The 14,944-nt window shown below is 49.0% G+C and carries 9 protein-coding genes; all 9 read left to right on the top strand.

Annotation, left to right across the window (positions count from 1 at the left end; genetic code table 11):
* Positions 1 to 90: 90 nt before the first annotated feature.
* The 9 genes from ATL17_RS13410 to ATL17_RS13370 all read left to right on the top strand — a co-directional run bounded on the left by ATL17_RS13410 (position 91) and on the right by ATL17_RS13370 (position 14,909).
* The gene (locus tag ATL17_RS13410) at positions 91 to 651 is read left to right on the top strand and encodes a F0F1 ATP synthase subunit delta (protein WP_133573335.1); all 561 of its coding nucleotides are present in this window, start codon (positions 91 to 93) and stop codon (positions 649 to 651) included.
* Positions 651 to 2,183, top strand: a complete 1,533-nt coding sequence (gene atpA / locus ATL17_RS13405; RefSeq protein WP_133573334.1) for a F0F1 ATP synthase subunit alpha — start codon at positions 651 to 653, stop codon at positions 2,181 to 2,183. Before ATL17_RS13410 ends, atpA begins: the two co-directional genes overlap by 1 nt.
* Before the next feature lie 31 nt (positions 2,184 to 2,214).
* On the top strand, positions 2,215 to 3,096 hold the full coding sequence (locus ATL17_RS13400; RefSeq protein ID WP_133573333.1) for a F0F1 ATP synthase subunit gamma: 882 nt from the start codon (positions 2,215 to 2,217) through the stop codon (positions 3,094 to 3,096).
* 18 nt (positions 3,097 to 3,114) lie between these two features.
* Complete coding sequence (gene atpD / locus ATL17_RS13395; RefSeq protein WP_133573332.1) at positions 3,115 to 4,545, top strand: F0F1 ATP synthase subunit beta; 1,431 nt, start codon at positions 3,115 to 3,117, stop codon at positions 4,543 to 4,545.
* A 15-nt stretch (positions 4,546 to 4,560) separates the two neighbouring features.
* Complete coding sequence (locus ATL17_RS13390; RefSeq protein WP_133573331.1) at positions 4,561 to 4,980, top strand: F0F1 ATP synthase subunit epsilon; 420 nt, start codon at positions 4,561 to 4,563, stop codon at positions 4,978 to 4,980.
* Between the two features lie 236 nt (positions 4,981 to 5,216).
* Entirely contained in the window at positions 5,217 to 7,715 is a 2,499-nt protein-coding gene (locus ATL17_RS13385) for a methyl-accepting chemotaxis protein (protein ID WP_246028726.1), read from the top strand.
* A 341-nt stretch (positions 7,716 to 8,056) separates the two neighbouring features.
* Entirely contained in the window at positions 8,057 to 10,192 is a 2,136-nt protein-coding gene (locus tag ATL17_RS13380) for a methyl-accepting chemotaxis protein (RefSeq protein WP_246028725.1), read from the top strand.
* Between the two features lie 107 nt (positions 10,193 to 10,299).
* Positions 10,300 to 12,654: a methyl-accepting chemotaxis protein gene (locus ATL17_RS13375; RefSeq protein WP_166639043.1), complete on the top strand. Its 2,355-nt coding sequence runs from the start codon at positions 10,300 to 10,302 to the stop codon at positions 12,652 to 12,654.
* A gap of 152 nt (positions 12,655 to 12,806) precedes the next feature.
* Complete coding sequence (locus ATL17_RS13370) at positions 12,807 to 14,909, top strand: methyl-accepting chemotaxis protein (protein WP_133573330.1); 2,103 nt, start codon at positions 12,807 to 12,809, stop codon at positions 14,907 to 14,909.
* The last annotated feature ends 35 nt before the right edge of the window (positions 14,910 to 14,944 follow it).

The raw sequence follows: 14,944 nt of genomic DNA, 5'->3' as shown, positions 1-14,944 counted from the left end.
CACCATTGAATTTTGTCTCGAATTTGAAAGTTGATTCAACTTTACAAAACGGGTTTGAGCAAAGTTCGGTAAGATTGGGGAATAGAGGCGTTGAGCGCACAAAACTCAGTTCTAACTCAGATCGCACGGCCATATGCGTCAGCACTTTTTGACCTTGCGCGCGACGCTAAAGATGTCGCCGGTGTTGAAAAGGGTCTCGATGGCCTTTCCAAATTGATTAATGACAGCGCAGAATTTGCTGCTTTCTTGAAAAGCCCTGTGATCAGCGGCGAAGAGAAAGAGCAAGTGATTGCTGCGCTTTTGGCGAAGGCTAAGGCCAAGGGTCTTGTCGCCAATTTTGTTTCATTGGTGGCCAAAAACGGACGCTTGTTCGCTTTGCCTGCCATGATCAACCAGTTCAAAGCGCTTGCAGCTGAAGATCGGGGTGAAGTTCACGCCGAAGTTACTTCTGCTCAACCGCTTTCGAAAGCACACCAGGACAGCCTTGCTGCTGCTCTGAAAAAGAAAATCGGCAAGGATGTCACGCTTGAGCAGCATGTGGATGCCGATCTTATTGGGGGCTTGATCGTTAAGGTCGGTTCGCAAATGATCGATTCCTCGCTTAAGACGAAATTGACTGCCATGAAGATCGCCATGAAAGAGGTCGGCTAATGGACATTAAAGCTGCGGAAATTTCCGCCATCCTAAAAGACCAGATCAAGGACTTTGGGAAAGAGGCGCAAGTCTCAGAAGTTGGGCAAGTATTGTCAGTAGGTGACGGTATTGCTCGTGTGTATGGGCTTGATAATGTGCAAGCTGGTGAACTTGTTGAGTTCCCAGGTGGCATTAAAGGTATGGCTCTTAACCTTGAAGCCGACAATGTCGGTGTTGTTATCTTTGGCTCTGACCGGGGCATTAAAGAAGGTGACACAGTTAAGCGTACTGGTGCGATTGTTGACGTACCAGTTGGTAAAGAGCTTTTGGGCCGCGTTGTTGATGGCTTGGGTAACCCGATTGATGGTAAAGGCCCAATCAAGTCTTCAGCCCGCGCTTTGGCTGACGTGAAGGCACCTGGCATTTTGCCACGTAAGTCTGTGCACGAGCCAATGTCTACTGGTCTTAAATCAGTTGACGCGATGATCCCGATTGGTCGTGGTCAGCGCGAATTGATCATTGGTGACCGTCAGACTGGTAAAACAGCGATCATCTTGGATACATTCCTCAACCAAAAGCCTGCACACGATGCTGGCAATGAGGATGACAAGCTTTATTGTATCTATGTTGCGGTTGGCCAAAAGCGTTCAACTGTTGCGCAGTTCGTAAAGACTTTGGAAGATGCTGGCGCACTCGAATATTCTATCGTTGTTGCAGCCACCGCATCTGACCCAGCGCCAATGCAGTTCTTGGCACCATTTACTGCTTGTGCCATGGGCGAATATTTCCGCGATAACGGCATGCACGCTGTGATCGGTTATGACGATTTGTCAAAGCAAGCTGTTGCTTATCGTCAAATGTCACTTCTTCTTCGTCGTCCACCTGGGCGTGAAGCTTATCCTGGTGACGTGTTCTATCTTCACTCACGTCTTTTGGAACGTGCTGCGAAATTGAACGAAGATCACGGTTCAGGTTCTTTGACAGCTTTGCCTGTTATTGAAACTCAAGCGAACGACGTTTCTGCGTACATTCCTACAAACGTGATTTCGATTACAGACGGTCAGATCTTCTTGGAAACTGACTTGTTCTTCCAAGGTATCCGCCCTGCGGTTAACGTTGGTTTGTCTGTGTCGCGTGTGGGTTCATCAGCGCAAATTAAAGCGATGAAGCAAGTTGCTGGTTCGATTAAAGGTGAATTGGCGCAGTACCGTGAAATGGCTGCCTTTGCGCAGTTCGGTTCTGACCTTGACGCTGCAACACAGCAATTGTTGAACCGCGGTGCACGTTTGGTTGAGTTGCTCAAACAGCCTCAATTCTCACCATTGAAAACCGAAGAGCAGGTTGCTGTTATCTTTGCGGGTGTGAATGGCTATTTGGACAAAATCGCCGTGCGCGACGTTCAGAAATTTGAAGCTGGCTTGCTTTCAGCATTGCGCTCAAAGCATCAAGATCTTTTGACAACAATCGCTAAAGAAAAAGCGTTGTCAGATGATTTGAAAGCGAAACTCGACGCTGCGATTGGTGATTACGCCAAAACATTCGCTGCATAACTGAGTGGTTTAACTAAGGAGCTGAGGTGCTATGCCCTCATTGAAGGACCTTAAAAACCGGATCTCGTCGGTCAAATCGACCCAGAAGATCACCAAAGCCATGCAGATGGTGGCAGCGGCTAAGTTGCGTCGTGCGCAAGAGAATGCAGAAAATGCACGGCCATATGCAGAGCGCATGAACAATGTGCTCTCTTCGCTGGCTTCTGCCTATAAGGGGCGCGAAGGTGCCCCTAAATTGTTGGGCGGCACGGGCAATGACCAAACGCATTTGTTGGTGGTAGCAACAGCAGAGCGCGGGCTTTGCGGTGGCTTCAACTCCAACATTGCGAAATTGGCACGTGATCATGCCAACAAGCTTTTGGCTGAAGGTAAAACGGTTAAAATTTTGTGCGTAGGCAAAAAGGGCCATGACGTTTTAAAGCGTTTGTTCCCTGATCAAATGTTGGATTTGATCACCCTGCGTGATGTCAAACAAGTTGGCTACACCAACGCCCAAGAAATTGGCGAGCGCGTGTTGGCTATGTTTGAAAATGACGAATTTGACGTTGCGACCTTGTTCTATTCGAAATTCCGCTCAGTGATCGCTCAGGTGCCAACCGCGCACCAACTGATCCCGGCTGTGTTTGACGAGACTGAGGAAGACGCTGGCGCAGATTCAGCTAACTATGAATATGAGCCAAGCGAAGAAGCGATTCTTGAAGATTTGCTTCCCCGCAATATCTCTGTGCAAATTTTCCATGCTCTGCTGGAAAATGGTGCCGGTGAGATGGGCGCAAAAATGACCGCAATGGACAATGCGACCCGGAATGCTGGTGATATGATCAAGAAATTGAACATCAGCTACAACCGTCAGCGCCAAGCGCAGATTACAAAAGAATTGATTGAAATTATCTCAGGCGCGGAAGCGCTCTAAGGCAAACGAGGACAGACCATGGCAGCAAAAGCGAAACAGGTCGGACGCATTGCGCAGGTTATTGGCGCGGTGGTGGACGTTGAGTTTGACGGACACCTCCCTGCAATTTTGGACGCGCTTGAAACCGACAATAATGGTAACCGGTTGGTACTTGAAGTGGCTCAGCACTTGGGCGAAAACACTGTACGTACCATCGCGATGGACACGACCGAAGGTCTTGTTCGTGGACAAGAAGTGAAAGACACAGGCACATCAATTGAAGTGCCAGTTGGTGAAGAAACTCTTGGCCGTATTATGAACGTGATCGGCGCGCCGATTGACGAAGCTGGCGAAATCAAAACAAAGGCGAAGCGTCCTATTCACGCTGAAGCGCCTGAGTTTGTTGAACAGTCTCCAGAAGCTGAAATTCTTGTAACCGGCATTAAGGTTGTTGACCTTTTGGCTCCATATGCGAAGGGCGGTAAAATCGGCCTGTTCGGTGGTGCGGGTGTTGGTAAAACCGTTCTTATTCAGGAATTGATCAACAACGTTGCGAACAATCACGGTGGTTATTCTGTGTTTGCGGGCGTTGGTGAGCGTACTCGTGAAGGTAACGACCTTTACTGGGAAATGATTGAATCAGGCGTGAACAAAGAAAAAGGCGGCGAAGGCTCTAAATGTGCCTTGGTGTTCGGTCAGATGAACGAGCCTCCAGGGGCGCGTGCTCGTGTGGCGTTGACAGGCTTGACCATTGCGGAACAGTTCCGTGACGAAGGTCAGGACGTGTTGTTCTTCGTGGATAACATCTTCCGCTTTACACAGGCTGGTTCAGAAGTGTCTGCGTTGTTGGGTCGTATCCCTTCAGCGGTGGGTTATCAGCCAACATTGGCGACTGACATGGGCGCCATGCAGGAGCGTATTACAACCACTTCAAAAGGTTCTATTACCTCTGTGCAAGCGGTTTACGTGCCAGCTGACGATTTGACTGACCCTGCACCGGCTACAACCTTTGCTCACTTGGATGCGCAAACTGTTTTGAACCGTGCGATCTCTGAAAAGGGTATTTACCCTGCGGTTGATCCATTGGATTCAAACTCACGTTTGTTGGACCCACAAGTTGTTGGCGAAGAGCACTATCGTGTAGCTCGTGATGTTCAAGAAATCTTGCAGCGCTACAAAGCACTTCAAGACATTATCGCGATTTTGGGCATGGACGAATTGTCTGAAGAAGACAAGATGACTGTTGCTCGTGCGCGTAAGATTGAGCGCTTTATGTCTCAGCCATTCCATGTGGCGGAAGTATTTACCGGTACATCTGGTATCTTCGTGCCGTTGGAAGAAACTGTTAAAGCCTTTAAAGGTCTGGTTGCTGGTGATTATGACCACTTGCCAGAAGCTGCGTTCTACATGGTTGGTACCATTGATGACGCCGTGAAGAAGGCACAGAAATTGGCTGCAGAAGCTGCGTAACGATAAGAGGTAAGTATGGCCGAAGGCATTAAAATCGAAGTGGTTTCACCAGAGAATTTGGTGCTGAGCGACGATGTGGCTTCGGTCACCGTGCCTGGCGCTGATGGCTACTTCACCGTAATGGGCGACCATGCGGCGATGATGACCACACTTAAAGCTGGCTTTGTGACTGTGAAGTCTGACAATGGCGAAGCACGCTCATTCTATGTGCGTGGTGGCTTTGCAGACGTATCAAATGCAGGCCTGACCATTTTGGCTGAAGAAGCCAAAACAGGCGCTGACTTTGATCGGTCAGAAGTTGATGCAGCGATTGTTGCGGCGCAGGAAGCTCTGTCCAAAGCTGGCGATGACCACGCCAAGCAAGAAGCACAAAATACGCTTGATGGGTGGAAGAACCTGTTGCTTGAATTGGACGCTGGTGGCGTGGTGCACTAAGCCCAATTCTCTTAGATTTTTAGAAGGCGCCTCAAACGAGGCGCCTTTTTTTATGAGATTTTACAAAAGGATAATTTTGGTAACGCAGTTTTAATAGAATGCTCCCAAAATGTTTTGGAATAAGCATATAACTATCAACTTATATTTAGAGCAATATTTCGATCGCGCCTATATTGGGGTCGAAAGTTGCTCTTTATTTTTGGCCAAAGGGCCTCGAGTTGACATTGGAGACTGATATGAAGCTGCTCGAGCGAATGAAAATTGTTCATAAAATTCCCGCACTTGCGATTGCAAGCGCGTTGGTTGTTGGACTTGCAGTTGGGACGGTCAGTGTTTTTGTTGGCTCACAGGTCATTACCGAGGCTGCCACAGAAAAACTGGTCGCAACGGCCGAGGCCAGAAAACATGAGCTTGAGGGCTATTTGCAAGCGATTGACGCTGACCTTGGGCTTACAGCGCAACATCCTTACACTGCAGACGCCATTAAGGCGTTTGATAGCGCTTTCCAAGAGTTGGGCAATGGCGCAACCAACGCATTGCAAAAAGACTATATTGAAAACAACCCGAACGCATTGGGCGAGAAGCATTTGTTGGACGCTGCCAAGGGCGACAATAGCTATAATGCAACCCATGCGAAGTTCCATCCCCTGTTCCGTGACCAACTGGAAACACGCGGCTATTACGACATCTTCTTGTTTAATGAAAAAGGTGACTTGATCTATACCGTTTTCAAAGAGTTGGATTATGCGACGAACTTTGCCACGGGCGGTGGCAAATGGGCGGACACTGATTTGGGCAATGCATTCCGTGCAGGCATTGCGCTCAACAAAGGTGAGACAAAGTTCTTTGACTTTAAGCCTTATGCACCGAGCTATGATGCACCAGCGGCCTTTATCTCCCAACCCGTATTTGACGGCAATAAACGGATCGGTGTTTTGGCATTCCAAATGCCGATTGATCGCATCAATTCTTTGATGGATGGCAAAGCTGGACTTGGCCAAACCGGCGAAACCATCGTGATTGGCGAAGACCGCATGTTGCGGAATAATTCTACCTTCACAGAAGAGAACGATATTCTCAATTCTACATATGATAGTGCCGCAATGGCCAAAGTGTTTGACGGTGTGCCAGTTCAAGGCACAGAAGTCGGCTATCGGGACATCACCTCGCTCTATGCCGCGACCGCGCTTGAATATGATGGCACTTCATTCGCTGTGATTGCCCTTCAGGACAAAGGCGAGGCGCTTGCCGCGATCGACTTCCTCTCCATGGTTATGTTTGGCATTGGGTTTTTGGTATCTGCTTTGGTTGCGAGTGGCGCCTGGGCCTTCTCTAAGACCATCACAACACCAATGGCTAAAATTTCAGACACAATGTCTCGTATTTCCAACAATGAACTGGATTTGTTGGTGGAAAATCAGGACCGCGCTGACGAAGTGGGCGAGATGGCTCGCGCAGTTGAAGTGTTCCGCGACAATGCTGAAAAAATTGCAGCGCTTGATGCGGAAGAGCGTGAGCGTGCGGCAGCATTGGCTGAGCGCAACAAAGCTATGCAAGCCCTTCAGGATTCAATGGGTGAAGTGGTTGGTGCCGCAGCAGCAGGTGATTTCTCGCAACGCATTGAGTTGGATCTGAACGATGAAGGTTTGCGCAAGATTGCCAATAGTGTGAACGGTTTGGTGTCAAACGTTGATCGCGGCGTGAAGGAAACAGGCGAAGTATTGGCGGCTTTGGCCAATACGAACCTAACCAAGCGTATGGAAGGTCAATATGAAGGTGCGTTTTTGCAACTTAAAAACGATACCAACCGTGTGGCGGACCGGTTGACTGAAGTTGTGATGCAGTTGCGGTCTACCTCACGTGCTTTGAAAATTGCAACCGGTGAGATCTTGTCTGGTGCCAATGATTTGTCTGAACGCACAACACGTCAGGCAGCAACCATTGAAGAAACCTCTGCCGCAATGGAGCAATTGGCAGGCACTGTTTTGGAAAATGCTAAAGAAGCTGAAATGGCGTCTGAGATTGCGGATCGTGTGCGCAACACGGCTGAAGAGGGTGGCGATGTGATGCGTCAGGCCAATGAAGCCATGGAGCGGATCACGACCTCTTCTAACAAGATTTCCAATATTATCGGCATGATTGACGATATTGCGTTCCAAACCAACTTGCTTGCCTTGAACGCTTCAGTTGAAGCCGCACGTGCTGGTGAAGCGGGTAAAGGCTTTGCGGTTGTGGCGGTTGAAGTTCGGCGCTTGGCCCAATCTGCAGCGGAAGCTTCAAATGAAGTGAAGGCACTTATTGAGCAGTCAGTCACCGAAGTAAGTGGTGGTTCTCAATTGGTGGCGCAGGCAGCGAAAAGTCTCGATGCGATGCTTGAGGCTGCGCGTTCTAACAATGAGATCATGATCTCCATTGCCGACAAGAGTAAATCTCAAGCCTCATCCATTGAGCAAATCAACCAAGCAGTTCGCGACATGGACGAAACCACCCAGCACAATGCGGCTTTGGTGGAAGAAACCAACGCGGCGATTGAGCAAACCGAAAACCAAGCGAGTGAGTTGGACAATATTGTTGATGTGTTCGTGACGGACGAAGCGGCAGCCAATGCTTCCGCGCCAGCACCAAAACCGTCCGGCATTCGCCAACTGCAATCTAAGGTGAGCAACGCTGCAAAGTCTGTATTTACCCGTGGCAACGCTGCCGTGGCCGTTGATCAGGATTGGGAAGAGTTTTGATCTAATTCAAAATGACTCACCAGCGTTAAAATGAAGAAAAACCACTCAAAAGCTTTGAGTGGTTTTTTACTTTTAAAGTTGTAGTCCCGGGCGGAATTTCGCGTCACCCCCCCCTAAATTCAAAACGTTTGGGAAAAATTCTAATTATTAACAAAAATGGATAAAAATAGGCTCTGTATAAGTCTTTGAATATATTCAAAAAATCAGTTTTTCAAAAACTGAACTTTTATAAGTATATAAAAACACTGCGTTTTTTAAAACTGAATCAATGTATGTGGATATTTTTTTAAGCTTTTAGTGAAATAAATGAAACTGAATATGTTCACTAATTGGGGTGCATTATGTCCATTGAGAAAATCTTTAAAATAACAGGCTCAACTTTGATTGTGTCTGTTGCCCTTTTGCTGGCAATGATTGCCATTAACAGTTCGGCCAATAGTGAGCTTGAAGCGGCACTTGACCAACAATATCATTCTTATCTTCTAGCGGATGAATTGCGCCAAAGTTCGGATGATTTAACGCGCTTGGGCCGTACCTATGTGGTGACGGGTGATGAGAGCTATAAACAGCAATATATGGACATTTTGGATATTCGGAATGGCGTGAAAGCACGGCCAGAAGATTATCACCGTATCTATTGGGATTTTGTAGCGTCATCGGTTGGCGTACCCCGCCCAAATACAAATCAAAAAGTGCCTTTGCTTGATTTGATGAAGCAGGCTGGCATGACCGAAGCGGAATTTGCCAAACTTGCCGAAGCGACTGCCAACTCAGATGGGCTTGTTGCTCTAGAGGTTGAAGCCATGAATTTGGTCGAGGGCAAAGACAAGGATGGCAACGATACTGGCGTTGTCGACCGTGATCGTGCCATCGAGTTGGTGCACTCAAAAGATTATCACGAATTCAAGGGCAACATTATGAGCCCAGTGGATGAGTTCTATGTTTTGCTTGAAGAGCGTATCGCGGCGCGGGTTGCATCTGCTCAGCAATATGTAAATCTTGCGACCATTGCCATGTGGGCCTCAGCTTTGCTGACCTTGGTGATCTCAGCGGTAACGGCTTATTTGATCATCTTTGATGTGACACCGCGGTTGAAGCGTTTGGCTGAAATTATGCGCCAATTGGCATCAAACGATTTGAATGTTCAGGTTGAAGGCTTGGACCGTAAAGATGAACTTGGCGATATGGCGCAGACCGTTGAAGTGTTCCGCGACAATGCTGAAAAAGTTGCCGCACTTGATGCGGAAGAGCGAGAGCGCGCGGCAGCATTGGCCGAGCGCAACAAAGCGATGCAAGCCTTGCAAGATTCAATGGGTGAAGTGGTTGGTGCCGCAGCGGCAGGTGACTTCTCACACCGGATTGAGCTGGACTTGAACGATGATGGATTGCGCAAGATCGCCAATAGCGTGAACGGTTTGGTGTCAAATGTTGATCGTGGCGTGAAAGAAACAGGCGAAGTGTTGGCGGCTTTGGCCAACACAAACCTAACCAAGCGCATGACGGGCGATTATGAGGGCGCGTTCTTACAATTGAAGAATGATACCAACCGGGTTGGTGATCGTCTTACTGAAGTTGTGATGCAGTTGCGGTCCACCTCACGGGCCTTGAAAATTGCAACTGGTGAGATTCTGTCTGGTGCCAATGATTTGTCTGAACGGACAACACGTCAGGCAGCAACCATTGAAGAAACCTCTGCGGCAATGGAGCAGTTGGCAGGCACTGTTTTGGAAAACGCTAAAGAAGCCGAAATGGCGTCTGAGATTGCGGATCGTGTGCGCAACACGGCTGAAGAGGGTGGTGATGTGATGCGTCAGGCCAATGAGGCCATGGAACGGATTACGACCTCTTCGAATAAAATCTCTAATATTATCGGTATGATTGACGATATTGCATTCCAAACCAACTTGCTTGCCTTGAATGCTTCTGTTGAAGCGGCGCGGGCTGGTGAAGCGGGTAAAGGCTTTGCGGTTGTGGCTGTTGAAGTTCGGCGCTTGGCCCAATCAGCTGCGGAAGCTTCAAATGAAGTGAAGGCTTTGATTGAGCAGTCAGTCACCGAAGTAAGCGGTGGTTCTCAATTGGTGGCGCAAGCGGCGAAGAGCTTGGAAGCAATGCTTGATGCGGCACGCTCTAACAATGAGATCATGGTCTCCATTGCGGATAAGAGCAAATCTCAAGCCTCATCCATTGAGCAGATTAATCAGGCTGTGCGCGACATGGATGAAACCACTCAGCACAATGCGGCTTTGGTGGAAGAAACCAATGCGGCGATTGAACAAACAGAAAACCAGGCGAGTGAGCTGGACAATATTGTTGATGTGTTTGTGACTGATGAATCGGCAGCCAACGCTTCTGCGCCAGCGGCGGCAAAACCATCTGGTATTCGTCAATTGCAATCAAAGGTGAGTAATGCCGCAAAGTCTGTGTTTACCCGTGGTAATGCTGCCGTGGCCGTTGATCAGGATTGGGAAGAGTTTTGATCCTGTGTCAGCATGAAACACATTCTTAAGTGGTTTTTGCTTTAAATTAAGCTGGGCTCGCATCTGTGCAGCCCGGCTTTTCTTCTTTTGTATAAGATTTGAGAAAAATGATGAGTATGTTCAACGCGTTAAACAAGATGACCATCGGCGCTCGGATTCGCACCCTTACAATTACGGGCACGTTGCTTTTTGCGCTTTTGGGTGGTGGCTATCTTTATAGCTATCTAGTGACTAGCGATGTGAAGCAAGAAGAAGCGCGTTTTGAACAGATCAATGCAGCCGTGCAGAAGATACGGACATCGGTTCTTAAAATTCGCACGATGGAGCGTGATTTTATGAATGTGCCGAATAATGATAAATTGGCGCTGATTGCTGCGGAAGAAGCTGCGGTGCATGATGAATTTGAGACTTTGCGTGGCTTGGTGACCAATGCAGAGATGGCGACCGTGATGCAAAATGTTTCGGCAGGCGTTGATGAGCAAGCTGCGACTTTCGGCAATATCAAAAGTCTAGTTGAGACCATTGGTTATACGGAAGATGATGGACTGCGCGGCAGCTTGCGTGCGGCAGTGCAGAGTGCGGAAGAAAAGCTGGATGCCGCGAATTTGGATAATCTGACGGTCAAAATCTTGATGATGCGACGTCATGAAAAAGACTTCATTATCCGTGGCGGCGAAAAATATATTACCCGATTGCATGATCGGGTGGCAGAATTTGATCAATTGTTGTCTCAAAGCAGATTGTCTTCTTCTGAGCAAAGCCAAATTTCAGGATTGATTGACGGTTATAAGGCGCGGTTCGACGAGTTTGCCGAAAGCGATACGCAGTTGAACAATTATGTGGCGACTTTGGACGCTAACTTCGAGCAATTAATGCCGGAAGTTGAGACTTTGGCCGCACAGGCGGAGCAAGGCGCGGCGGCCGCGGTTGCGAAACTCAATGCGGTAAACCAAATCACTTTGATTGCTTCATTTGCAATTATTGGCCTAGCGACACTTTTGATTTTGGGCGCAGGGTTGATTATTGGGCGTTCAATCTCGTTGCCGTTGAAGCGTTTGGCTGACAATGCAGGCGAGTTGGGCGAAGGCAATTTGGATATTGCGATTGAGCCTGACCAATCTAAGAGTGAGATTGGCGTTTTGACGCGGGCGTTGGAGGTTTTCCATGAAAATGCCGTGCGCGTGGCCAAGTTGGGCGAAGAGGAAGCAATTCGCCAACAAGAAGTTTTGAAACGCTCAAAGATGATGGAAGATTTGCAGTCCTCTTTCCGCAGCGTAGTGGGCGCGGCTTCTGCCGGCGATTTCTCTCAGCGGGTGGATGTGCAAATCCCTGATCCGGAATTGGCGAAGCTTGGCGACAATGTGAACGCCCTTGTGGATACGGTTGATCGCGGTTTGAAAGAAACTGGCGAGGTGATGGCAGCATTGGCCAACACCAATTTGACCGTGCGGATGGAAGGCGAATATGAAGGCGCATTCCTGCAATTGAAGAATGATACCAACCGGGTTGGTGATCGCTTGACCGAAGTGGTGAAACAATTGCGCGCAACGTCACGGGCCTTGAAAACAGCGACTGGTGAAATTCTTTCTGGTGCAAATGATTTGTCTGACCGGACCACGCGTCAGGCGGCAACAATTGAAGAAACCTCTGCCGCAATGGAGCAATTGGCAGGCACCGTGTTGGAAAATGCGAAAGAGGCTGAAGAAGCCTCTTCTGTGGCGGATCGTGTGCGCAACACGGCTGAAGAAGGCGGCGAAGTGATGCGCCAGGCCAATGAGGCCATGGAGCGGATTACAGCTTCGTCTAACAAAATCTCTAACATTATCGGCATGATCGACGATATTGCATTCCAAACCAACTTGCTGGCACTTAACGCTTCTGTTGAAGCCGCGCGGGCTGGCGAAGCAGGGAAAGGCTTTGCTGTTGTGGCGGTTGAGGTGCGGCGCTTGGCGCAATCAGCAGCTCAAGCTTCTAACGAGGTGAAAGCCTTGATTGAGCAGTCAGTGACCGAAGTTGACGGTGGTTCCAAACTGGTGGCGCAAGCGGCGAAGAGCCTTGATGCGATGCTTGAGGCGGCTCGATCCAACAATGAGATCATGATCTCCATTGCTGATAAGAGCAAATCCCAAGCCTCTTCGATTGAGCAGATCAATCAAGCTGTGCGCGACATGGATGAAACCACCCAGCACAATGCGGCCTTGGTGGAAGAAACCAATGCAGCCATTGAGCAAACGGAAACGCAGGCGAGCGAGCTCGATAATATTGTTGATGTATTCGTTACCGATGATGGTGGGCGGCCACGCCAACCGATTGGTGTGAATGGCGAAACACCGAAAGAGCAGCCAAAACAGGCGTTTGGGCAAGTTAAAGAGCTGCAGGAACGGGCCAAGACAGCAGCGCGAAGCTTTATCTCTCGTGGTAATACAGCTGTAAAAGAAGAAGATGATTGGCAAGAATTCTAGAATAGATCATCAAAGGTATTAAATTGGACGGCACCTCCGGGTGCCGTTTTTAGTTACATTTACATGTAGTTAGTGTTAAGTATCATTTTACTTCCCCTCAGTACAATTGCATCTACGAATTGAGGGGAAAGTGCGTCGCACTTTAAATATGCATGAAAAAGCGTTTCCAAATAAAGTTGCCGCGTTTTGGCGGGTTTAAGCTGACGACATCCATCGCCTTGCTGGTTGTGGTGAGTATCGCTGTATCGATTATGGCGGTTGCTTTCGCGATTTATCTACAAATGTCTTCAGATACTTATCGGGAGGCGCAGCGCAAACAGATGGTCAATTTGTCCATCGCGCTTTCTATCTTTGAGGTTCAGCTGCCTGGCACCAATGTGATTTGGAGTGAAGAGGGAACGCTCGAGGCGGTGGAAACTCGCCGCATGCCGCGTCTGCGCACAGATGATTTGGTGGATGCTGTGTCGCGATTGACCGAAGGCGATGTATCGATTTTCCGTTGGGTGGAAGAAGAAAGCCACTTTGAGCAGTTTACAACAACATTGGAATTGGCGGACGGTACTCGCGATAAGGAACGGGTGATTGCCGAAGGGCACCCGCTGTTTGAACAATTGGCAGCTGGTGAGCGCTATGAGGGGCAGGTCGATTTGCTTGGTCAGCGTTATTTCAGCGCGTACCAACCCTTCCTGAATCAGAATGCGGAAGGCGTGGCGGGCATCTTGTTTGTGGCAACGCCGACAAAAGTAGCTGACCAAGCTGTTACCTCTTTGTTGCAGACCATTATGATTGTGGCACTGGTGACGTTGGCGGTTGCGTCCATCGTGGCGGCGATTGCGGCGCGCATTTTGATGCGGCCCGTGCCGCGCATTTCGGCAGCGATGACTGAAATTGCCAATGGCAATTTGGATTATGAAGTGCCTTACGTGCAGAATAAAAACGAACTCGGCGATATGGCGCGCGCGGTAGAAGTATTCCGCGCCAATGGCGAGCGGGTCAATGAAATGACGGAGGAAGAAAAAGAAGCTTCCAAACGTCGTGCGATTGAACGTTCTGCCATGATGAGCGAATTGCAAAGTGCATTTGGAGTGGTTGTTGACGCTGCGGCGGTTGGTGATTTCTCCAAACGTGTAAATGCTGACTTCCCTGATGATGAGCTGAACAATTTGGCCTTTGGCGTGAACAGCCTTGTGGAAACAGTTGATCGCGGCATCACCGAGACTGGCGATGTGCTTTCGGCGTTGGCCAATGCTGATTTGACCCGCCGTATGGAAGGTGAATATCACGGGGCGTTTTTGCAGCTGAAAAATGATGCCAATGCCGTGGGTGAAAAACTTGGTGATGTGGTGCGTCAATTGCGTGAAACCTCACTCAGCTTGAAGCATGCCACGGGCGATATTTTGTCTGGGGCGAATGATTTGTCTGAGCGGACCACCAAACAAGCTGCTGCCATTGAAGAAACGTCTGCTTCAACAGAGCAATTGGCGGATACGGTGAATGAAAACACCAAACGGGCCAAGACGGCGCAAACCACTGCGGAAGAGGCCCGCACTGTTGCAGAACGTGGCGGCGAGGTGATGGAAGAGGCCAATAAGGCGATGGAGCGGATCACTTCTTCATCGGCCAAAATCTCCAATATTATCGGGATGATTGACGATATTGCGTTCCAAACCAACTTGCTGGCCTTGAATGCTTCTGTGGAAGCGGCGCGTGCTGGTGAGGCAGGCAAAGGGTTTGCGGTTGTGGCAGTTGAAGTGCGGCGGTTGGCGCAATCAGCTGCGGAAGCCTCAAATGAGGTGAAAGCATTGATTGAGCAATCCGTAACCGAAGTGGATGGTGGTACCAAATTGGTGGCCCAGGCTTCTGAAAACCTTGAGGGGATTGTGACGTCTGTACGCGGCGTATCTCAATTGATGAAAGAGATCGCGCAGGAAAGCCAAGAGCAAGCTACAGCGATCAATGAGATTTCTCAATCGATCCGCGAAATGGATGAGATGACCCAGCACAATGCGGCCTTGGTTGAAGAAACCAATGCAGCTATTGACCAGACAGAGGCGCAAGCTTCTGAGCTGGACCGGGTGGTTGAGCAATTTGTGGTGGAGCCACGGCAGGGCGATTTTGATGAAAGCGCTGCGGACAAACGCATGGAAGCAATGCAAACGGCAAAACCGCCAGCATCAGCCCCCGCTGCAAAAGCTTATCTTTCCGGTGGCGGTGGGCAAGCTATTGCCGAAGATGCTGAATGGCAAGAATTCTAAGTTCTTTCAAATAGATGCAAATAGGCGCCTTTTGG

Source organism: Maritalea mobilis (assembly GCF_004363175.1).
Classification (GTDB): Bacteria; Pseudomonadota; Alphaproteobacteria; order Rhizobiales; family Devosiaceae; genus Maritalea; species Maritalea mobilis.
The sequence above is the reverse complement of the archived record's forward strand: the minus strand, read 5'-3'. Positions and strand labels throughout refer to the sequence as shown.